Origin of the sequence: Nonomuraea sp. CA-143628 (assembly GCF_050942315.1) — a bacterium.
Classification (GTDB): Bacteria; Actinomycetota; Actinomycetes; order Streptosporangiales; family Streptosporangiaceae; genus Nonomuraea.
The window spans coordinates 13,438,710-13,455,559 of record NZ_CP192072.1; the positions used below are offsets into that span (position 1 = coordinate 13,438,710).

Sequence of the window (16,850 nt, forward strand, 5' to 3'; positions counted from 1 at the left end):
GTCGCACCGACGACAATCGCGGCTGTCATCACAGCCCTGGCCGCACTCATCGGATCTATACCCCTCCTGATCGACACCTTTCGCGTCTAACGCGCTTAGGCGACCAGGAAACGCGTAGAAGGTGGCATCGCCTCCCCAGCAAAGAGGAAGGCGGTGCCACCCTATATACCGAACGAACGAGCTGCGTGACGGCTGCCCATCGCAGTCGCTGGCGGCAAGAACAGCACGGCCAGCCGCCCCGAACTGGTCATCGAGGAACTCGACCCATGCCATCTGCGGTCGGTCATGCGCGGCACCTGCACTCGACTGCGCCGCTACACCCTGACGGGAGTCGAGCTGGAACACCTCTCCCTCGGCGAGGGACGCGCCACCCTGAGCATGCCGGGCCTGCTCGCAGCCTAAGCACATCTCCCTGTCCGGGCTTCGCTATCGGGAAGCTGAGCGTTCCCCCTCTAGCGAGGCCCGCACGGGGAAATACTGCCTGCATGACCGAGCCCACCACCACACCCTTCTCCCGCGTGAAGGTCCGGACCGGCGCCCTAGTGTTCTGCGGTGACGATGTCGCTTTCATCCGCCGCGACCGGCCGACCGGCTCCCACTACACGCCGCCAGGCGGCAACGTCCGACATGCGGAAGCCCTGCTCGACGCGCTACGCAGGGAGCTCGACGAGGAACTCCGGCTCGACCTCGACGACGCGACCCCGCCCGAACTGTGCTGGATACAAGATCAGATGGTCACCCGGCCCGGCCCCACCCCACCGCCACGGAAAATCCACATGATCTTCCGATGCCACATCACTACCGATGTCAAGAGTCGACTCGCCGCCGCCGAGTACGACAATCTGCCAGACGGCAGCCAAGAACTGGGCATCATCGAGTGGCTCGACTACCACAAGGCGGCCGAGCTACCTCTGTTTCCGCTGATCGGTTCCGCGTTGACCGCGCTCCCGACCCCGCACGCGCCCACCGGAAACGCCTGGCTTCCACCCATTACGGACAGTAACTACACCTGGATGTGAGCGGGTGGCGATGAAGCAAGTACCGCTCTCCGGAAGGGTGGTATTCGTTGATTGGCACGGCGTGCTCTCCCGTGACCCCTTTTGGGCGTCTATCCGAGAAAGTGCCCGGCATCCGCTTCACGCCCAACTGGAAGAAAACCTCTCCAGGATATTCGCCGGCGACGACGCCAACGCGTGGATGAAGGGCCGGATGTCCTCCGATGACGTCATCGAAGCCATGGGTATCCATCTGGATGGTCGCTTCCGCGACGACTTCCTTCGTCGCCGCCTCCACATCGACTGCGCGCGGATGAGGGTCAACGTCGCGTTGTTCGAGGTGCTGCGGAAGGCCAAGGCTGTCGCCCTGGTTGCCTTGGCCACCGACAACATGGACTGCTTCGCCTCCACCTTCGACCAGGTACGCAGATCCGGAAAGCGCCGCGCGAAAGCCTCCGCCAAGGCGACCACGATGGCCGAATGGGCGTTCGTCTGCGACGACATCATCTACTCCAGCAACGTCGCAGCGCTCAAGAGCGAAGATCCCGCCACCTTCTTCGGGCCCTGGCTCCACCAGCACGGCATGGCCTTCGACGATGCGCTGCTCATCGACGACAGAGCGGACAACTGCGCAGCCTTCCAGCAGCAGGGAGGGACGGCGCTGCGATGGAAGATGGGCATCAACGACACCGCCGAGGTCGTGGACGGTCTAAACCGATGGCTGGAGGCCCTTCCGCACCATGCGGCACCCGCAGCCTCCCCCGGCATTGCGGGGTATCCCTTATGACGCCAGCACCAGCCCGCGACGCGTCGTTCCGTGGCACCTTCTCGGGAATCAGCAATTCCCTACCTCCCACCAAGGGTGATCGCGCACAACAGGGCTCGATTGCAGTAGGCGTTATGCGGCTTGCGCCCACACTCTGCGGTGCAGCGTGCAGACGTTACATGGGACGCACCGCAAATCCGCAGGTGAGGCGTTGTGGCACACCGCCATAGCTGCCACCGTTACCGGTCTGAGACCTTCTTATTGTCTCGCCGCCTCGCCCCCTGACCAGGCGAAATGTTCTGGCCGAAGCGCGGACAGAAGGCTACCCATGTGCCGAATCGCCACAGCCCTGTGCGCCCTCCTCCTCATCCCGCTCACGCCCAGCACCGCCTGGGCGAACCCGCCCGGCATGCCAACTGTCATCGAGGCTCAGACGGAACTGGCCGCCCTCGAGATTGCCGACGAGACACACGCCGACACCTACGACCGGCGTAAATTCCCCCACTGGTCTACGGCATCAGGCCAGTGCAACACGAGAGAGACCGTCCTCATTCGCGACGGCCAGAGCGTCGTCACCGACGCTGCCTGTTCGCCGATCTCGGGCAGTTGGTACAGCCCGTACGACGGCGTGACATGGACTCAGGCGAGTGATCTTGATATTGATCACATGGTTCCACTCAAGGAGGCATGGCGATCGGGCGCCTGGTCGTGGACCACAGAGCGAAGGAAGGCGTTCGCCAACAGCCTCAGCGACACCCAGCTATGGGCCGTCACGGACAACGTCAACCAAGGCAAGGGCGACCAGGATCCAAGCAGTTGGCGACCTCCGCTCGCATCCTTCACGTGCGAATACGCCCGAAGCTGGATCGACGTGAAGCACGACTGGGGGCTCACCGCCCAGCCAGCAGAACGGACCGCCCTGGCGGAGATGCTGGCCACCTGTTGAACCAGCACAGATAGAAACCCGCCCATCCCGAAGGATGGGCGGGCTCTGCTGTCCCCCATGGCCGAAAAGTATCGTCCGGCATTGAGGCCCCTCAACGACGCCGAGCGCCAGTTGCACAACCTCATCACCATGGCAACGCCTGCAAATAGGAGCCAGCCTTGACGGTGAACGCGTCGCCTTGCTGCACCATGACGACGTCGTCAACGTAGATGGTGTTCCCCGCCGCAGCGCCGTCGTTATCGACCTCCATGCCGACATGCCCGTACGCCACGCGACGCCGGGGCGGGCCCACCACAGCATCACGCAGGGTAGGTGCCCGCCCCGACAATTTCCGCACCTTCGACACGCTCTGTCACCGCTTTGAGGGTGCGGAGCTTGTCCTTCGCCTCGTCCCGCGCGTCGAGCGCACCCTGGAACGCGTTGTAGAGGTCGCGGATCCCGCGCGCCCCCTGCGGGTAGTCGATGCCCGCCTTGCGGAGCGCCTCATTCACGGCGTCCAGTTCGCCACGTAGGCGCGCCAACTCTGCCTCGTGCGCGGCCGGCTCCTGCATCCGCCCCACCAGGAGGACGAACAGGTCCCGGTACTTGTCCCGGATGCCGAGTTGCGCAGCCGCCTGCTCGGCGTTCAGCGGGGCCACAGGGCCACTTCCCACACCTCAGCGATGCCGCCCTCCTGGTTGACCTCGATCCGGCCGGTGGGCCGGGCGTGCCCGTACCGCGCGCCCGGCAGCATGCTGTCCCCCAGGTCCTGGTCCGGCAGGATGCCCCGCACGCGGGGGATCACCAGCTCATACCGGGACGGCCTCGTCTGCCATGCGCCCTCATTCTTGCCGAACCAGCCAGCCGGCAGACCGCGCCCAGGCCGCAGCACCATCTGCTGGATCGCGCCGGGGATGGCGCGGACGGTCACGCCGAGCACGAGGATCAGGCCGGTGCCCATGTCCCCGGGCAGCGGCCACTGCCCATCCGGCAGGTCACTGCGGCTGAGGTGGATGAGGATGTGTTGCTCGCCGAGTTGCTCGGCCACGTTGCCCCTGGCGAGCTTCTCCGCGTGCTGGCGCATCGGCTCGTCGTCCCCCACGTTGGGGATGAGACACCGGGCGATCCGGTCGGGCCGCGTCCCTGTCGGGACGGCGTGTTCGACGAGCTCCTTGTACGTGGCGTGCTGGCCGGGGTTGCCGCGCTGCTCGGCGATGACGGGCGCCTTCTCCGGCTCGACCATGATGCGGACGCCGTACACGGTGGCTATGTACGCGCCGGGGGTGGCGCGGGCGCGAATCTTGGGCAGGCTGCTGGCCAGGGACGGCCGGTCGGCGTACTGCTCCGCCATCCGTTCGATGTGCACGATGAGCGCTTGCGCCTTTTCCAGGCTGTAGACCTGCTCGGCGGTCTCGCCCAGCCCGTCCGCGATGTAGGCCTTGTACGCGGCCGTGCGCCGCTGGAGGATCTCCTGCACCACTGGGTGGTCGGGGAAGCCCAGGTGCATGCTGCTGGCGATGATGTCGGCGATCTCGTCGGCGGGGTAGCCGCTGTCGAGGAGGTCGCGGAGTTGCTCCCGCGTGATCTTCTCCACGGGCCGGGGGACGCCGGAGCCGTTCAGCCGCGTACGCGTGCCGCCGCGCAGGTGTGGGGCGGGCTGTCCTTCGCCGTCGTGGTGGACGCGTTCGACGGTGCTTCCCAGGCTGGCCAGGTGGAGCGCTTGGCGGATTGCGTCGGCGTCGGGCCGTTGGAGGAAGCGGGGCGTCTCCACGATGCGGAACTGCCACCCGCCGTGGATGCCGGCGAGCCGGACGGTCACGTAGTCGGCGTCGGCGGCTTCGTGCACCTGGTCGGCGCGCAATCCGAGAGCGCGTCGGACGGTCTCGGTTTCGGCGTTGTCGTAGGCGCAGATGATGGTCAGCGGGTCGTGCGTGGCCATGAGGTCTCCAGGCTGGTGAGGGTGGGGTACAGCGGCGGGGGGACGTGCCAGCGGGGGCGTGCGCGCAGCTTGCGCAGGTGAGTGGCGATGATGAGCTGGGCGTCGAGGAGTCCGATGTCCCGCAGGAACGGCGCCAGGCCAGTCGGGTTCCAGCCGGCGAGGTCGCCAAGCTCCGCGCGGGAGATGAACATCCGGTGCGCGTACCGTTCGACGTCGGCCAGGAGGGTGCGCTCCACGTACCGGCCGATGCCGAAGTCCTCGGGGGCCTCGTCGTAGTACACCGGGGGCGTCTGCTGGGAGCGGGTCATGGCTGGTCTCGCGGCGGCACAGGGCGTTGCTCCGCGGCCGCGTCCGGCTGGCCGTCATGCTTAGGGGACCGGTCGGGAAGGTCGAACTGCTCGACGAACGCCGCGGCGCGGCTGCGCCTGTAGACGGGCCGCTCCAGGGTGAGCGTCCGCATGGCCTGCTGGTAGGCGGCGATCACCACCTCCTGGACGGCCGCCGAGTAGCCGAGCTTCCGGCGCGCCCACCGCATGAGGTTCCTGCCGCTGTCCGGGAGCCCTTCCAGCGTGTCGAGGGCTTCCAGCAGTAGGCCCACGTCGAGACCCGCCGCGGTCCCCTTGCTGGCGTGGGAGGTGGCGTTGGCGATGGCGGCGCGGCCGTTGACGAGCGCTGTGAGCGCGTCCAGGAGGAGGAACCGGCCGTGCTCGTCGCGCAGGTCCTCGGGGATCGTCTGCGGGGAGTGCCATGCGCCCTGGGCGAGCAGGTCGCGGGTCAGGGATTCGTGGGCGCGCCCGTACGCGATCTCAAGGCGTTCGACGTCGGCGGCGAGCAGGTCGGCCGGGGTGGGCTGGTCAGTGGCCATCGGTGGCTCCTGAGGGCTCGCTGGCGACGTCTTCGGCGGGGGTGTCGCGTTCGCTGCTGTCGATCTGCGTGCCGTCCCACAGGCGGGCGTGGAACATGACCTTCATGGGGCCGGTCGTGTGGAGCTTCCCTGCCAGAGGACCGGACGTGCGGATGTCCATGTCGGCGCGGGCCGCCCACGACACCCACGACTCGGCGATCATGACGCGCAGGTGCGACGGCAGGATGGGCGGCTCGGCGGTGTCGTACTGCCAGTGGTCGGCGAGCTGCTCCAGCCAGCGGCGCACGCCGTGCTTGGGGTCGGGGAACGGGGCACACACGGTGCGGGCCACGGCTTCCATACCGGGGATGAGCTCCTCGCGGGGCCCGTCCAGGAGTAGCCGCTCGTGCCGGCTGCCGTCGATCCAATCGGCGTAGTTCATGGAGGAGACCTTCTGCCGCTGCTTGGCGGCGTCGAGCTGGTCGAGCAGCTCGTGGTGGGCGGCCACCATACGAAGCAGCAGGCCGGGCCCGTCCTGCATGAAGGCATCGACGGCGGGGACGCCTGTGTCGGTGAGGAAGCCGGGGGCGGCGAGGACGGCGTGAACCATCGTCTCGGCGTCGGCGAGGTTCTGGCGGGCGGCGGCGATGACGTCTACGGGCATGGTCACTGTTCGGTCCATTCGGGGAGGTAGCCGGGCAGGTCGCGGTGGGCGCGGAGGAGTCCGCGGATGGTGGGGCACGGGTAGCCCATGTGCGGCGCCTCGTACGGGTTGCCGGTGTCGCAGTAGGTGCAGGTCGCGAACGGGACGAGGTGGCGGCCGCCGTCGTCGTCGTAGCGGTGGATCTTCTCCACTTGGATGGCGTGCAGGGCGAGCAGCGCCCGGTGGTAGTCGTTGACGGCGAGCTCGTGCCGCGGGTGATGCCGGGCGGCGTGGGTGGCGTCCGGGTACGACATGGCGCCGGTCGTGCCCCAGGTGACGACGTGGTCGATGCCGCTGCCAGGGCGGCGCCGTACGAGGTTCACGAACTGGCGGCCGGCCGTCTCGTCCAGGTGCCAGATGGCGGGGTCGCCGCCGGCGCGTTCGGCGATGACCTTGTTGTCGAGCAGGTGGTTCTCCAGCCACGCGACCATGTCGCGGGCCTGCTGCACGTCGAAGCTGGGGGTGGCGGTGCCGGGGTCGCGGCTGCCGAGCTCGTCGTAGAGGCGGCTCATCGGCGCCGTCCTGTCCTGCGGTGGGCCCGCCGCCGATAGAGGGCCTTGGCCCGCCGCTGTCCGGGGTGCGGCCGCCCGTGCATGAAGCGGTGGCCCCGCCACGAGCAGCGGACCACGTGGAGGGGGATCGTGAACGTGAAGGGGCCCGCCATCCCCCACGACTCCAGCGGGGCGGGCACCACACCACCCGTCGCGAAGGTCAGCCCGTCCACGGTGAGGTGACCGAGGTCCCGCCAGTCGCCGTCAGGGTCGGCCGGGCTGGTGCCCACGGGCGCGACCTGGGCGCGTACGCGGCCGTTGGGGATGATGCCGCTCATCGGATCCACCAGGGCGTCATGGCGGGCCGTACGCGGGCGAGGTGGTTGAGCAGGGCGTCCAGCGCGGCAGGCGCACCGGTGAGGGTGAGCAGGTGGAGCCGGAACAAGTGGCTGTGGTCGTGCTCGACGGCGACGCGGATGTTGCGGGCTTTGGCGGCGAGGAGGATGCGGCGCAGGTTCCGGCGGGACTTCGGCGAGTACTGGCGGGTGATCACGTGCCAGCGGATCGTGCGTTTCGCCGGTGGGAACGTCCACGGTTGAAGCGAGGCAGGCTCGGGGGCGCGCGTCTTCCTGAGGGGGAACAGGCCGGGCATGAGAAACGGTCCTCTCCATAGTGGGGAGAGGACCGTATGAGGGCGTTCGGGTTAGCGTCTGCCTCCGATTTGGCCGGGGCAGGAGGCGCCGGTGTGCGGGCGCCCGTACCGCCCTAGGCATGCCGTGCAGGAGATCCTGTCTACGGGGACGGTGGTGCTCGTCTCGATGGTCAACTTCTTGTCGGCGGTGGCGGCGCTGGCCTGCTCAGCGTTGATGGGGATGTGGATGATGGCTGCCCACTGGTGCGCTGTACCGGTCATTGGACGATCTTCCTCTCTTGAACGGAGAGGGGACCATATGGCGTCACTGCGGTTAGTGTCCGCCTCCAAATCAACCGGCCCGAATTACACCTAAATCGAACCTTTTGTACGATTCTGGGATGCGGTTGTGGGTGGGTACAGACGGGATCGAGGTCGAGGGCAAGATCCTCCAGGACCGACAGGTCCTCACGGTCTACCGCCGGCACGGCAAGCGGCGCTACCTGCTGGGCGACTGCCGGTCCGTGGCTCAGGTCCGTGAACACGTCGGCGATCTCGCCACACTCGTGGAAGTCGTACAGCTTCCCCGCAGATAGGGCGAGAGAATCGTCTGGTGTCACGCCTGCTTGAGCGCGTCTGCCCGCATGTGGCGCCGCATCTCGGCCACGAAGAGGCGCCGCGCCCGCAACTCCTTGAGGTCCTGGCGGAGATCGCCGCGGAACGGGTCGCACACGAGTCGGAACGTCAGCCAGAAGTCCTGGGCCCATAGGCGCGCGTGAGCAAGGCGCTCGGTTCTATGTTCCACGCTGCGAGTCCCCCCTCCAGGGCTACGGGGACGAGGGTCTCCACAGTCAGGGTGACGGTGCTGCCGTCGCCGCTGATCTCGGCTTCGACGAGCGTCCCGAGTAGGTTGCCCTGCGCGCCGAGGATGACGGGGATTTGCTCGCCGATCTGGCTGTCGAACGCGCCCGGGGCGAACACGTCGCCGGGGCCGGCGTGCTTCCGGATCTGCCACCGTGCTGGGCTGCTCATGGTGTGGGAGTTCCTGCCACAGCGGAGGTGATCGCGTCCTGGAGGGTCTGCACGTGCCGGTACAGCACTTCGACGGTCCGGTACGGCCAGTCCTGGGTGGACGCGTCGCCGAGGTAGGCGTGCCCGAGTCCTTCGACGTGGACGTGCTGGTCGCGCATCTCGATGTTGTGCGCTGGCACGTCGCCGCCCGCCTGGAGATCGGCGGCGTACGCGGGGAAGGCGCGTATCTGGTCGAACGCGGCGAAGAGGGCCGGCACCTGGCTGGCTGGGATGCTCCACACCCGGTCCGGTGTGACCGCGAGGTAGTCGCGGTGGCAGCCGAGGCAGAACGACTCGCCACGCGCTTCGCAGGTGAACGGCCCCATCTCCGGGGTGGGTTCGAGGATGGCACCCATGATCATGGCCTTTCGCTGGTGGCGGGCGGGGCGGCGCGCTGGGTGTTACGGCTGGTCTGCCCGCGTGCGGCGCCGCACGCGGATCGCCTCCATGGTTGTGGTCGGCAGGATGCCTGCTTTCGCCGCAGCGTGCACCTGATCGCGGTCAGGGTCGGTGTCGAGCATGGCGCGACCCCACCAGGCGGTCAGCACGCTGTCCAGTTCAGGGCCCTGTTCGGCCTGCATGAGTTCGGCGAGGAACTGGGCGCGGCGGCTACCGCTCAGAGCGTCCGCGATTCCGCCGATCGTCCGCGGCACTCTTGAGTGGTCAGCCATGTCACTGGTCTCCTGCGTGGCGCTGCGGACGGTCCGGCAAGCGTAGCCGGTTGACCGCGTTCTGGCGGGTTTTCTCCGGCCGCCGGTCGTAGCGGGCGGTCGTTGCTGGAGAGGAGTGCCCGACAAGGGCCTGCGCGGTGGCGAGGTCCACGCCGGCGTCCAACAGTTCGCCAATGAAGGTGCGGCGGAAGTCGTGCGCGCCGTACTTCTCTTCCCGAAGCGACGGGTCGATCTCGGCGGCCTGGGCGAAGCGCTTCATCAGGATCTTCCGCAGGCCCTGCCCGGTCATGCGGGCAGGCCGCCCCTTGGGGTCGGTGCGCAGGCGTCCCCCCTTCCACGTGGACGGGAACAGGGCGCCGGGGGTGCGGCCGCGGACCACGATCCACTCCTCGATGAGGGCAGCGGTGTCGTCGGGCACGTACGCCATCCGCTGCTTGTTGCCCTTACCGAGCACGCGCAGCCCCTTGGACTCGGGACGCCAGTCGGCCAGCATGCGGGACACGAGCTCCTCGCGGCGTACGCCGGAGGTGTAGAGGACGGCGAACATGGCGCCGTCGCGCACGTCCGCCGGGTTGCCCGGGTTGTCGGGGTCGTGGCACACGTCCAGGAGCAGCGCCAGCACGTCCGCCGAGATGTGCCGGCCTGCGGGGAGGGTCTCGATTCGTTCGCCTTCGAGGTCGATCGCCCGCTCGTACTCCTCAGCGGACAGGTCGCCGAGCCGCCACGACTCCTTCAGTACGCGGCGGAGGCCGACCAGGTGCTTGTTGATGTACGCGGCGGACCAGCCCTGCTCCAGCAGCTTGGCCCGTAGCCGGATGGTGTGCTCGTACCGGAGGATCTGCCACGGGAAGTCCTCGCCGGTCACCTCGCGGTCGTCGAGGGCGGCGCCGCGCATGATGCGGGCGAGCCGGTCCAGGCAGCCGCGCATCGCCGTCCTGGACTGGGCGGATCGCAGGTTGTCCAGGTAGGTGCGATACGGGTTCCGCATGGGGTCCACGCGGACGACGTCGCCGGCGAGTAGTTCGCCGGCGACGGGTACGGCCAGGGCGGGTAGCCGGTCAGTGGTCGTCACTGTCGTTCCCCTCGTCTTCTCCGGCCGGGAGCGCCGCGGCGCGGGCTTCCCAGCCGGCTCGGAAGGCTTCGGCGTACAGCCGGTCGATCAGCTCTATCGGGTCCGTGGGGGTTCCGTCCGGGTCGCCGAAGCCGAGCACGTCCTGGGCCCACTCGTCCGGAGCCACGGGCGGCTCCCCTTCATCCAAGGCAGGGCCGACGCGCAGGCCGCGCTCCTGGAGCCGGTGCGCGAAGTCCGGGGAGGAGATCGTCGCGTACAGCGCGTCGGCGAGCGCGTGGAACGTCGCGTCGGCCACCAGGTCGTACGGGGACGCCGTCTCGTCATCGGACATCCGGCCGGCCAGGCGGCGCTGCACCCCGTAGTAGGCGTCACGCGCCGCCTGGTGGCGTTCGCGGGCGGCCTTCTCCTCCGGGGTGCGCGGCTCGATCCCGGGCAGCAGCGGGCGGGTCACCGGCGCTCCCGCGTCTCGTCAACGGTGACGCCGAGCGACGCGAGCAGGCCGGGCAGCGCCTCCGGCTCGACGAGTACCTTGCGTTTCGTCCCTGCCAGGGGGGAGACCACGCCGAGCTCCTCCATCCGCTTGAGCAGCGTCTGCGCCTTCGCGAAGCCGATGCGCATGCTCGTCTGGAAGCGGGCAGCCGACTGTGAGCCGACGACCAGTGTGATCCCCTCCGCCAGGAGTTGCAGCTCGCCGTCTGCGGCCGGGTCGTAGTCGGGGGAAGCGCGGCGCGCCGTCATCGCCCTCCACCTCGCCGGCAACTTACTGGCGAGCGCGGTCAGCTCGGACGGCATCGGCAAGGCGAGCTCACGCAGCGGGGCGGGCAAGTACTGGGAGAGCCACAACAGCTGGTCAAGCCGCCGATCCATCACGTTCATCTGCCGCACCAACTCGGCGCGCAGGTCTCCCAGCCGCTGCTCGTGAGCCTGCTCTGCCTGCTCGGCGCGCTGCTCAGCCGCGGCCGCGCGCCGTTCCGCCGCGGCGATCTCCGGGGCGGCGACCTCGCGGGCCCGCCGTTCGATGTGATCGTCCAGGCGGTCGATGCTGTCGAACAGCGCCTTGCCGAGCCGTTCGAGTTCCTGTTCGAGGGTGCTCCCCGCGCTGTCGTCCTGCCCGTCGTCACGCGCATCGCCCAGCAGGGCCGTCAGCCGACCTCGGGGGGTGGTGTCGGGGACGTCGAACGCGAACACCCCAGCACGGCGGCCGGCGCGCAAGTACAAGCAGGCATCCACCATGGACGCTTCCTGCGCGCCCGGGGTGAGCTGGTCGAACGGGGGATAGTCGGGCGAGAACTCGGCGGCCATGGCCTGCCGCGCTGCCGCCAGGCGGCGAGCGTGCTCCCGCTCAACATCGTCGGCGTACTCGAACGGGTGCCCGATGCTGCTCACACCTGCTCCTCCAACTCGTCCTCGCTGATCGCATCGACGTGGGATAGCCCGATACAGGACGACTCCCCGGTCACCCACACCACGGCGGTGTGCCCGCCCAGCAGATGCGCCGGCGTGCGAGTACGGCCCACCTTCGGCACACCAGCCAGAGGCCCATCCCGGAACCCAGTCCAGTACCGGACAGGCTGCCCCACCCCGTACTCCGCATCCCACGCCTCCACCGCAGCGGTCGCCGCCCGAGCCCGCTCCAAAGTGGCCGGCTCCAGCACACCAGGCCAACCCGCGCGGCCGCGCCCCCCGGCAGGGGTCGCGCGTGCGCGCGCGTTAGCCTCCCGAAACTCCCGGGGCGGGGTCTGGCCTTTGGTCAAAGGGGTGTCGGGTGTGGTGGTCATGAGGGCTCCGTGGTGGTCATGGTGGCGATGTGGGCGCCGTAGGCGAGTACGCAGGCTTCTCGGACTATGGGGGCGTTCTGGTGGGCTGTGAGGGGGTGGAGGTGGGTTCCGCAGGTGCAGGTGATGGTGCCGGTGTCGCGGTCCAGGGCCTGGGGGATGTGGAGGCGGATGATGCCGTCTGGGGTGGCGGTGGGTGCGTGGCGGTGGCAGAGGTTGGTGCCGCCGAGGATGCCGCGTTGGAGCATGCGCCATCCGGGCTCCAGGTGTCTGGTCTCGTACATGGTGATGACGTCGTACGAGGCTGGGCAGCCGGTGGCGGCGCAGTGGCGGATGCCGGGCGGGGCGATGGTGATCTTGTTGAGGGCGGCGTTGATGGCGGTGGTGCGGTACTGACGGGGGTTGGAGCCGTCTGCGCGGAGGGTCTGGCCGGCGAGCCAGATCTCGCCGGGCGGGTAGTCGCTGGGGCCGGCGTCGTGGATGCGGAGGGCAAGGGGGCGGGTGCGTTGGGGGGAGGCTCCGGCGGGGATGTAGACGAGGCGGCCGGGCTGAAGCTCGGAGAGGGTGGCGGATGCGACATCGGTCTTTTCCGCCATCAGGCGTTCCTCTCTTTCTGCTGGTGGATCAGTTCCCAGACGTCGGGCAGCTTCGGCGGTTTGATGCCCAGCGCGGTCATCAGCCGGATCGCCGGGCCGGTGTCGTAGCCCAGCCCGTGCAGGATGAGCACGTACGTTGGGCATGGCCAGGCGAGTCGCTTACCCCTGTGGTCGCGGCACGTCGGACATCTGGGGATCTCGCCCCAGGCGTCCGGGGCGTCGCAGTCTGCGGGGGCGTGCGTGGCCATGAGCACGGCCTGGCCTCCCTGGACGCGCCGGATGTAGTTGGTCGCTCCCCATGAGGTGAGGGCCATGCCCTTGAAGCCGTCAGTCTCGTTCACTCGTCTTCCTCCCACGTGTGGCCGTGCAGGACGCTCTCGTGTGGTTGGCCGGTGTGCCCTGCTGGAAGGGAGCAGAGGACTTCGGCGGGGTAGGGCGGGCCGGGGGAGTCCCACGCTTCGCAGGCGGGGCCGCCTTGGCGGGCGGCCTCCTCCAGCTCGTCGATGCGGCGCTGCTCCTGTTCGCGAGCGTGGGCGGCGGCGCGGCGTTTGGCCCAGCCGCGGCGCGCGCTGGCAGAGCGGCGTTCGCGGGTGGCGGCGCGCTTGGCGACCTGCTCGGGGGACGCCTCGAACGCCTCCTGCTCGCGGCGCTGCTGCTCGATGAAGGCTTCGACGGAGCGGACGGTGTCGGCCCATACCTGGTCGGGGTGGCGGGCGTCGCTCACCGGGCGCCTTTCTTGTCGCGCTTCGCCTGGTCGCGGGCGTCGAGGTACTCCTTGACGGCGAGGAACCCGGCGTCGGTGACGTTGACGTGGTGCCCGCCCTGGCCGGGGATGCCGTCGTCGAGGGTGATGAGCCCAAGCTCGACGAGGGCGTCCACGTCGTCGGGGTTGAGGGCGTGGCCGGTGACGTCGGGGAAAGCACTGTAGACCCATGTGGTGTCGTTGGTGGCCTTGGTCAGGAACGCAAGGCGGGTCGGGGTGAGGCGGCGGGCCATGTGCTGGTGCTCCTCGTCTACCAGGTAAATGGGCCGCCGGACGGGTGCCCGGCGGCCGGTGGGCTAGCGGATGGGGAAGCCGAGAAGGTGCGGGTCCACGGTCCAGGACCCGTACTGGCAGGTGACGATCACCTCGTGCCCCACGTGGACGGTGCGGAGATTCTCGCCGGTGCCGACGTGGGCGCCGAGGACGGCGGTCACGTCGAGGGTGATGCCAGTGTGGTTGCGGAGGGTACCGTTCAGCAGGTTGCCGATGTCCTGGTCGGTGGCCTCGCGGAGGGGCTTGTACATGCCTTCCATGCACTCGTTGCAGCCGCACTGCCAGGGGTCTATAGCGATGAGCTTCGGGCGGGGGTAGTTCTCGGCCAGGACCTCACTGGGGGTCACGAGTTGCTTCCTTCCGGTGGTCGCGTGGTGATCGTATGGGCGGTTAGTTCCTGGAATTGTCATTCCAGCTACTAATGGTTTGGGGTTGATGGGGCGGGAGTGGCGGGCTCGCAGTGGGTCAGGGTGACCGGGGTCCCGTACAGCAGGACCAGCTCGTTCACTGCGGATCCTCCCAATCCGACCACTCGACGTGGCCGTCCTTGACGGTGATCTCGGAGGTGGAGCCCTCGTCGTCGGTGATGTCGAGCGTGCCGGAGAATACGCGGCCGCAGCCGTGCGCGGCCATCAGGTGCTCGATCTCGGCGTACGGGCTGCCGACCTTGCGGCCGAAGCTGACGGCGGGCACCAAGCCCGTGATGATCTGCTGGCCAGTGACCGGGTCCGTCTCGATGTCGAACACGAGATCAGCGGGGATGGTCGCGGGGCGGCCCTTGTGGTTGGCGGCGTTGTGGCGGCTGCCGGAGAGGGCGGCGGTCAGGTGGATGGGCGGCTCGATGTCGATCCGCCCATCCATGGTCATGTTAACGCTCACGCGGGAGATGCTCCAGGTCAGGCGTTGTCGCGGCGGAGCCGGATGACGTCGTCCACGATGTCGGCGTGGGCGGTCAAGTAGGTCGGGGTCCCGTTGGCGTCGGTGCCGACGCAGACAGTGGGATAGGTGGCGCGCTCGGCGGCGTTGCGGCGCCGGTTGCGGCGGGCGAGGTAGAGGAAGAGGAGCGTGGCCGTCTTGATCGACAGGGCGATGGCAACGGTGGCGATCTGGATGGGGGTCACGTGCTGCTCCTCTGGGTCGAGCTGGTGCGGCCGAGTGCCGCTTACAGATCAAAACATTAGCAGCATTCTTTAATGTTGTCTACAAGGGTTTGATCAGTTGCGCTCGTCCCCTCCCCCGGGCTAGTCGCTCTCGCCCCCGGGCGCCGAAAGCACGGAAGACCTTGGGGGCCGGAGGGGGCTCGACCTCCACTCCGACATCTCCATCACCCCGGCGACGCCAAGTTCGCCCAGCAGCGGTCAGCACGGCGAGCCGATTTGTGCCGACCTCGCGAGCGCGCAGCAGGCGGCGCTGCCGACCGAGCAGGCTCCACTCCCCCGCGCCTTGCGGAGTTGGTACATGCGTTCGATAGCGTGAGCGTGTGGAGCTATTGCGGGTGGACCTGCTCAACTGGCCGGCGGATCGCGGGTCAGGCGGCTGGGTGGTCCCGCACGATGACCCGCTGGTGTGGTGGGTGGTGACGGCGGTCCACGCCCGGTACGAGGCTCCGCGCGTGGTCGTGGACGAGTACGACGCGCTGATCGGCATGGTGGTGCCGAAGGTGAAGCGCATGAACACGCTGCGTGCGTATCTGCTGGACTTGGACGGGACAACGACGGGGCTGGACGTGCGCGAGCGGGTGCTGCTGCATCAGCGGGGGGAGCGTGCGGCGTGGTGGTTCCTGCGCGAGGTGACTGAGGAGAAGCTCAAGCTGATGGAGCAGTTCCGGGAGGTGTAGGGCCTCGTCTCCGTCCCTCCCGCAAAGCAATGGGGTGGGTTTTGCGCAGCCCACAAGGGGCGGAGACGAGGGCCTGTCTCGGGGTGCCGGTCAGGGGCGGCTGTACCACCAGGCGGCGGCCGGTGCCGGTAGTCCAGGGGGCGGGCCGGGTGGCAGGTTCGTGGGTGGTGGCGGTTCCGTGACGTCGGTGTCGGGGGCAAGGGTGGGCATTGGCCCAAGGGTGGGGGTTGGCCCAAGGGTGGGGGCGCCGGGGCCTGGCGTGCCGGGGTCCGGCGTCGTGGGCCCGCCAGGAGTGGGAGTGAATGACGGCGTGGGCGTGAACGTCGGCGTGGGGGTGTATGTCGGCGTGGGGGGCAGCGTCGGGGTGGCAGTCGGCTTCGGCGCGTTGGCGGCAGCCGTGGCGATCACCGTCGCCGCGACGGTAGGCATGGCGGTCGCAGACTTCTGCGTCGGCTGCACCGTGGGTACTGCCGCCGCCTTCGTTGCCTTCGATGCTGAGATGAAGGGGTTCGCCGACGTGAGAGAGGTCGTCCTCACGGGAGGGGCCGCCGTGGTAGCGGGCGTGGACGTGAACATGGTGAACGTCGGCGCGGCGGTCGGGGTGTCCCGTCCGGCAGGCTCGCCCCAGAAGGGGACAACAGAAGGCTCGGCCGTGTCCGGTTCGGCGAGCGCGACGATGGGAGTTGGCTCCCGCGGCATGTCGAGGACGAGGGGCGCGGCCGCGACCAGGCCCGTGGCTGCCACGGCGGTTGCGGCCTGCGTGAAGGTGATGCCTGTTGCGTTGGCAACCTGAGCGATGACCTGACTGGCCGCACCGACCAGAGTTGTCCCTCCCCCGCTGACGGCGGCGGCTCCTAAGCTCGTGGCGCCCGCGGTGCCGGCGACGGCCGGGGCCGCCACTCCTGCGACGCTTCCCGTGCCCGCTGCTGCTGGAGTTGCGGCACCTGCGGCGGCGGCTCCCGTAGCGCCGCCGGAGATTGCCGCAGCCTTGCTGCCGAGGAGTCCGCCTGCGCCGAAGGGCAACAACGCGGAGATGGGGATGCGGTTGAACCGGCCGATGAACCGCTTGGTGGCCTCGCGCATCTGGATGACGCGGGCGCGGGCGGCAAGCCGGTATGCGGCGCTGACGCGGGGGTCGTCGGCTGCCTGCTGGAGGAGCGCCTGCTCGCGCTGGAGCAAGTCGGTGAGAAGTGCGCCGGCGTCGGGCGCTTTCTTGATGAGATCGTAGAGCGCGGTCTTCTTTCGGTCGAGCGGCGTCTTGTTCTGGATGTGGGAGACGATGACCTTGGTCTGGACGTCCTCGTCGTTGACGATGCGTTCAGCCTCGAGGGACAGCAGGGCGAGGAGGACTTTCGCTCGCTGATCGGCGATGGCTAGTTCGCTGGCCAGGGCGTCAATGAGCGCGAACTTGGTGGACTCGTCGGGGGCTCGGTGGCCGCGCAGGTAGAGGTCGAGGAGAAGCCCGAAGTCTCCAGGCTGTTGGGGTTCGTGATCCATG

Annotated in this window: 29 protein-coding genes; 5 read left to right on the forward strand and 24 right to left on the reverse strand. The window is 68.8% G+C overall.

All coding sequences use genetic code 11. The features are described 5' to 3' along the window. The first annotated feature begins 485 nt into the window (after positions 1 to 485). The 3 genes from ACQP2T_RS61435 to ACQP2T_RS61445 all read left to right on the forward strand — a co-directional run bounded on the left by ACQP2T_RS61435 (position 486) and on the right by ACQP2T_RS61445 (position 2,707). Positions 486 to 1,019 (forward strand): NUDIX hydrolase, encoded by a 534-nt coding sequence (locus ACQP2T_RS61435; RefSeq protein WP_433513817.1) that lies wholly within the window; start codon positions 486 to 488, stop codon positions 1,017 to 1,019. A 4-nt stretch (positions 1,020 to 1,023) separates the two neighbouring features. Continuing rightward, a complete protein-coding gene (locus ACQP2T_RS61440; protein ID WP_433513818.1) occupies positions 1,024 to 1,782 on the forward strand; it encodes a hypothetical protein in 759 nt (252 codons plus the stop codon). 307 nt (positions 1,783 to 2,089) lie between these two features. Further along, positions 2,090 to 2,707, forward strand: coding sequence for an HNH endonuclease family protein (locus ACQP2T_RS61445; protein ID WP_433513819.1), 618 nt, complete (start codon positions 2,090 to 2,092; stop codon positions 2,705 to 2,707). A 124-nt stretch (positions 2,708 to 2,831) separates the two neighbouring features. Here ACQP2T_RS61445 and ACQP2T_RS61450 read toward each other — a convergent pair whose 3' ends face one another. From ACQP2T_RS61450 to ACQP2T_RS61490, 9 genes are read right to left on the reverse strand one after another with little or no spacing between them, the layout of a single operon-like run. Continuing rightward, the gene (locus tag ACQP2T_RS61450) at positions 2,832 to 2,957 is read right to left on the reverse strand and encodes a hypothetical protein (RefSeq protein WP_433513820.1); all 126 of its coding nucleotides are present in this window, start codon (positions 2,955 to 2,957) and stop codon (positions 2,832 to 2,834) included. Positions 2,958 to 3,006: 49 nt separating this feature from the next. After that, positions 3,007 to 3,345, reverse strand: a complete 339-nt coding sequence (locus ACQP2T_RS61455) for a hypothetical protein (RefSeq protein WP_433513821.1) — start codon at positions 3,343 to 3,345, stop codon at positions 3,007 to 3,009. Further along, positions 3,333 to 4,625 carry a hypothetical protein gene (locus tag ACQP2T_RS61460; RefSeq protein WP_433513822.1) on the reverse strand — a complete coding sequence of 431 codons (1,293 nt, stop codon included), beginning with the start codon at positions 4,623 to 4,625 and terminating at the stop codon, positions 3,333 to 3,335. The genes ACQP2T_RS61455 and ACQP2T_RS61460 overlap by 13 nt, the downstream gene beginning before the upstream one ends. Further along, on the reverse strand, positions 4,604 to 4,933 hold the full coding sequence (locus ACQP2T_RS61465; protein WP_433513823.1) for a hypothetical protein: 330 nt from the start codon (positions 4,931 to 4,933) through the stop codon (positions 4,604 to 4,606). Before ACQP2T_RS61465 ends, ACQP2T_RS61460 begins: the two co-directional genes overlap by 22 nt. Next, positions 4,930 to 5,490 (reverse strand): hypothetical protein, encoded by a 561-nt coding sequence (locus tag ACQP2T_RS61470; RefSeq protein ID WP_433513824.1) that lies wholly within the window; start codon positions 5,488 to 5,490, stop codon positions 4,930 to 4,932. The genes ACQP2T_RS61465 and ACQP2T_RS61470 overlap by 4 nt, the downstream gene beginning before the upstream one ends. Beyond that, a complete protein-coding gene (locus ACQP2T_RS61475) occupies positions 5,480 to 6,139 on the reverse strand; it encodes a hypothetical protein (protein ID WP_433513825.1) in 660 nt (219 codons plus the stop codon). The genes ACQP2T_RS61470 and ACQP2T_RS61475 overlap by 11 nt, the downstream gene beginning before the upstream one ends. Beyond that, positions 6,136 to 6,684, reverse strand: coding sequence for a DUF6221 family protein (locus tag ACQP2T_RS61480; RefSeq protein WP_433513826.1), 549 nt, complete (start codon positions 6,682 to 6,684; stop codon positions 6,136 to 6,138). Before ACQP2T_RS61480 ends, ACQP2T_RS61475 begins: the two co-directional genes overlap by 4 nt. Continuing rightward, positions 6,681 to 7,001: a hypothetical protein gene (locus ACQP2T_RS61485; RefSeq protein WP_433513827.1), complete on the reverse strand. Its 321-nt coding sequence runs from the start codon at positions 6,999 to 7,001 to the stop codon at positions 6,681 to 6,683. The genes ACQP2T_RS61480 and ACQP2T_RS61485 overlap by 4 nt, the downstream gene beginning before the upstream one ends. Beyond that, positions 6,998 to 7,315, reverse strand: coding sequence for a hypothetical protein (locus ACQP2T_RS61490; RefSeq protein ID WP_433513828.1), 318 nt, complete (start codon positions 7,313 to 7,315; stop codon positions 6,998 to 7,000). The genes ACQP2T_RS61485 and ACQP2T_RS61490 overlap by 4 nt, the downstream gene beginning before the upstream one ends. Before the next feature lie 380 nt (positions 7,316 to 7,695). On the opposite strand from ACQP2T_RS61490, the gene ACQP2T_RS61495 reads away from it, so the two are divergent. Further along, positions 7,696 to 7,890, forward strand: coding sequence for a hypothetical protein (locus ACQP2T_RS61495; protein WP_433513829.1), 195 nt, complete (start codon positions 7,696 to 7,698; stop codon positions 7,888 to 7,890). Positions 7,891 to 8,038: 148 nt separating this feature from the next. Here the strand turns inward: ACQP2T_RS61495 and ACQP2T_RS61500 are convergent, their stop codons facing one another. From ACQP2T_RS61500 to ACQP2T_RS61565, 14 genes are all read right to left on the reverse strand, one after another. Next, complete coding sequence (locus ACQP2T_RS61500; RefSeq protein ID WP_433513830.1) at positions 8,039 to 8,326, reverse strand: hypothetical protein; 288 nt, start codon at positions 8,324 to 8,326, stop codon at positions 8,039 to 8,041. After that, a complete protein-coding gene (locus ACQP2T_RS61505; RefSeq protein ID WP_433513831.1) occupies positions 8,323 to 8,727 on the reverse strand; it encodes a hypothetical protein in 405 nt (134 codons plus the stop codon). Before ACQP2T_RS61505 ends, ACQP2T_RS61500 begins: the two co-directional genes overlap by 4 nt. Before the next feature lie 39 nt (positions 8,728 to 8,766). Beyond that, the gene (locus ACQP2T_RS61510) at positions 8,767 to 9,036 is read right to left on the reverse strand and encodes a hypothetical protein (protein ID WP_433513832.1); all 270 of its coding nucleotides are present in this window, start codon (positions 9,034 to 9,036) and stop codon (positions 8,767 to 8,769) included. 1 nt (position 9,037) lies between these two features. Next, entirely contained in the window at positions 9,038 to 10,108 is a 1,071-nt protein-coding gene (locus ACQP2T_RS61515; protein WP_433513833.1) for a tyrosine-type recombinase/integrase, read from the reverse strand. Beyond that, positions 10,095 to 10,559, reverse strand: coding sequence for a hypothetical protein (locus ACQP2T_RS61520; protein ID WP_433513834.1), 465 nt, complete (start codon positions 10,557 to 10,559; stop codon positions 10,095 to 10,097). Before ACQP2T_RS61520 ends, ACQP2T_RS61515 begins: the two co-directional genes overlap by 14 nt. After that, complete coding sequence (locus tag ACQP2T_RS61525) at positions 10,556 to 11,494, reverse strand: DNA translocase FtsK (RefSeq protein ID WP_433513835.1); 939 nt, start codon at positions 11,492 to 11,494, stop codon at positions 10,556 to 10,558. The genes ACQP2T_RS61520 and ACQP2T_RS61525 overlap by 4 nt, the downstream gene beginning before the upstream one ends. Beyond that, positions 11,491 to 11,625, reverse strand: a complete 135-nt coding sequence (locus ACQP2T_RS61530; RefSeq protein WP_433513836.1) for a hypothetical protein — start codon at positions 11,623 to 11,625, stop codon at positions 11,491 to 11,493. The genes ACQP2T_RS61525 and ACQP2T_RS61530 overlap by 4 nt, the downstream gene beginning before the upstream one ends. A gap of 257 nt (positions 11,626 to 11,882) precedes the next feature. Beyond that, entirely contained in the window at positions 11,883 to 12,479 is a 597-nt protein-coding gene (locus ACQP2T_RS61535) for a hypothetical protein (protein ID WP_433513837.1), read from the reverse strand. Continuing rightward, positions 12,479 to 12,820 carry a hypothetical protein gene (locus tag ACQP2T_RS61540; RefSeq protein WP_433513838.1) on the reverse strand — a complete coding sequence of 114 codons (342 nt, stop codon included), beginning with the start codon at positions 12,818 to 12,820 and terminating at the stop codon, positions 12,479 to 12,481. Before ACQP2T_RS61540 ends, ACQP2T_RS61535 begins: the two co-directional genes overlap by 1 nt. Then, positions 12,817 to 13,203, reverse strand: coding sequence for a hypothetical protein (locus ACQP2T_RS61545; protein WP_433513839.1), 387 nt, complete (start codon positions 13,201 to 13,203; stop codon positions 12,817 to 12,819). The genes ACQP2T_RS61540 and ACQP2T_RS61545 overlap by 4 nt, the downstream gene beginning before the upstream one ends. After that, entirely contained in the window at positions 13,200 to 13,475 is a 276-nt protein-coding gene (locus ACQP2T_RS61550; protein ID WP_433513840.1) for a hypothetical protein, read from the reverse strand. The genes ACQP2T_RS61545 and ACQP2T_RS61550 overlap by 4 nt, the downstream gene beginning before the upstream one ends. Before the next feature lie 63 nt (positions 13,476 to 13,538). Next, positions 13,539 to 13,862 carry a hypothetical protein gene (locus tag ACQP2T_RS61555; protein ID WP_433513841.1) on the reverse strand — a complete coding sequence of 108 codons (324 nt, stop codon included), beginning with the start codon at positions 13,860 to 13,862 and terminating at the stop codon, positions 13,539 to 13,541. A 157-nt stretch (positions 13,863 to 14,019) separates the two neighbouring features. After that, positions 14,020 to 14,394, reverse strand: a complete 375-nt coding sequence (locus ACQP2T_RS61560; RefSeq protein WP_433513842.1) for a hypothetical protein — start codon at positions 14,392 to 14,394, stop codon at positions 14,020 to 14,022. Between the two features lie 17 nt (positions 14,395 to 14,411). Next, entirely contained in the window at positions 14,412 to 14,636 is a 225-nt protein-coding gene (locus ACQP2T_RS61565; protein WP_433513843.1) for a hypothetical protein, read from the reverse strand. A 359-nt stretch (positions 14,637 to 14,995) separates the two neighbouring features. Between ACQP2T_RS61565 and ACQP2T_RS61570 the strand changes: the two genes are divergently transcribed. Next, a complete protein-coding gene (locus tag ACQP2T_RS61570) occupies positions 14,996 to 15,352 on the forward strand; it encodes a hypothetical protein (protein ID WP_433513844.1) in 357 nt (118 codons plus the stop codon). A gap of 90 nt (positions 15,353 to 15,442) precedes the next feature. Here ACQP2T_RS61570 and ACQP2T_RS61575 read toward each other — a convergent pair whose 3' ends face one another. After that, positions 15,443 to 16,849, reverse strand: a complete 1,407-nt coding sequence (locus ACQP2T_RS61575) for a hypothetical protein (protein WP_433513845.1) — start codon at positions 16,847 to 16,849, stop codon at positions 15,443 to 15,445. Position 16,850 lies beyond the last annotated feature (1 nt).

Coding starts and splice junctions, on each gene's coding strand:
- ACQP2T_RS61435 (WP_433513817.1), top strand. CDS start 486: ATGACCGAGCCCACCACCACACCCTTCTCCCGCGTGAAGGTCCGGACC.
- ACQP2T_RS61445 (WP_433513819.1), top strand. CDS start 2,090: ATGTGCCGAATCGCCACAGCCCTGTGCGCCCTCCTCCTCATCCCGCTC.
- ACQP2T_RS61450 (WP_433513820.1), bottom strand. CDS start 2,957: ATGGAGGTCGATAACGACGGCGCTGCGGCGGGGAACACCATCTACGTT.
- ACQP2T_RS61460 (WP_433513822.1), bottom strand. CDS start 4,625: ATGGCCACGCACGACCCGCTGACCATCATCTGCGCCTACGACAACGCC.
- ACQP2T_RS61465 (WP_433513823.1), bottom strand. CDS start 4,933: ATGACCCGCTCCCAGCAGACGCCCCCGGTGTACTACGACGAGGCCCCC.
- ACQP2T_RS61470 (WP_433513824.1), bottom strand. CDS start 5,490: ATGGCCACTGACCAGCCCACCCCGGCCGACCTGCTCGCCGCCGACGTC.
- ACQP2T_RS61480 (WP_433513826.1), bottom strand. CDS start 6,684: ATGAGCCGCCTCTACGACGAGCTCGGCAGCCGCGACCCCGGCACCGCC.
- ACQP2T_RS61485 (WP_433513827.1), bottom strand. CDS start 7,001: ATGAGCGGCATCATCCCCAACGGCCGCGTACGCGCCCAGGTCGCGCCC.
- ACQP2T_RS61490 (WP_433513828.1), bottom strand. CDS start 7,315: ATGCCCGGCCTGTTCCCCCTCAGGAAGACGCGCGCCCCCGAGCCTGCC.
- ACQP2T_RS61495 (WP_433513829.1), top strand. CDS start 7,696: ATGCGGTTGTGGGTGGGTACAGACGGGATCGAGGTCGAGGGCAAGATC.
- ACQP2T_RS61500 (WP_433513830.1), bottom strand. CDS start 8,326: ATGAGCAGCCCAGCACGGTGGCAGATCCGGAAGCACGCCGGCCCCGGC.
- ACQP2T_RS61505 (WP_433513831.1), bottom strand. CDS start 8,727: ATGATCATGGGTGCCATCCTCGAACCCACCCCGGAGATGGGGCCGTTC.
- ACQP2T_RS61510 (WP_433513832.1), bottom strand. CDS start 9,036: ATGGCTGACCACTCAAGAGTGCCGCGGACGATCGGCGGAATCGCGGAC.
- ACQP2T_RS61535 (WP_433513837.1), bottom strand. CDS start 12,479: ATGGCGGAAAAGACCGATGTCGCATCCGCCACCCTCTCCGAGCTTCAG.
- ACQP2T_RS61550 (WP_433513840.1), bottom strand. CDS start 13,475: ATGGCCCGCCGCCTCACCCCGACCCGCCTTGCGTTCCTGACCAAGGCC.
- ACQP2T_RS61575 (WP_433513845.1), bottom strand. CDS start 16,849: ATGGATCACGAACCCCAACAGCCTGGAGACTTCGGGCTTCTCCTCGAC.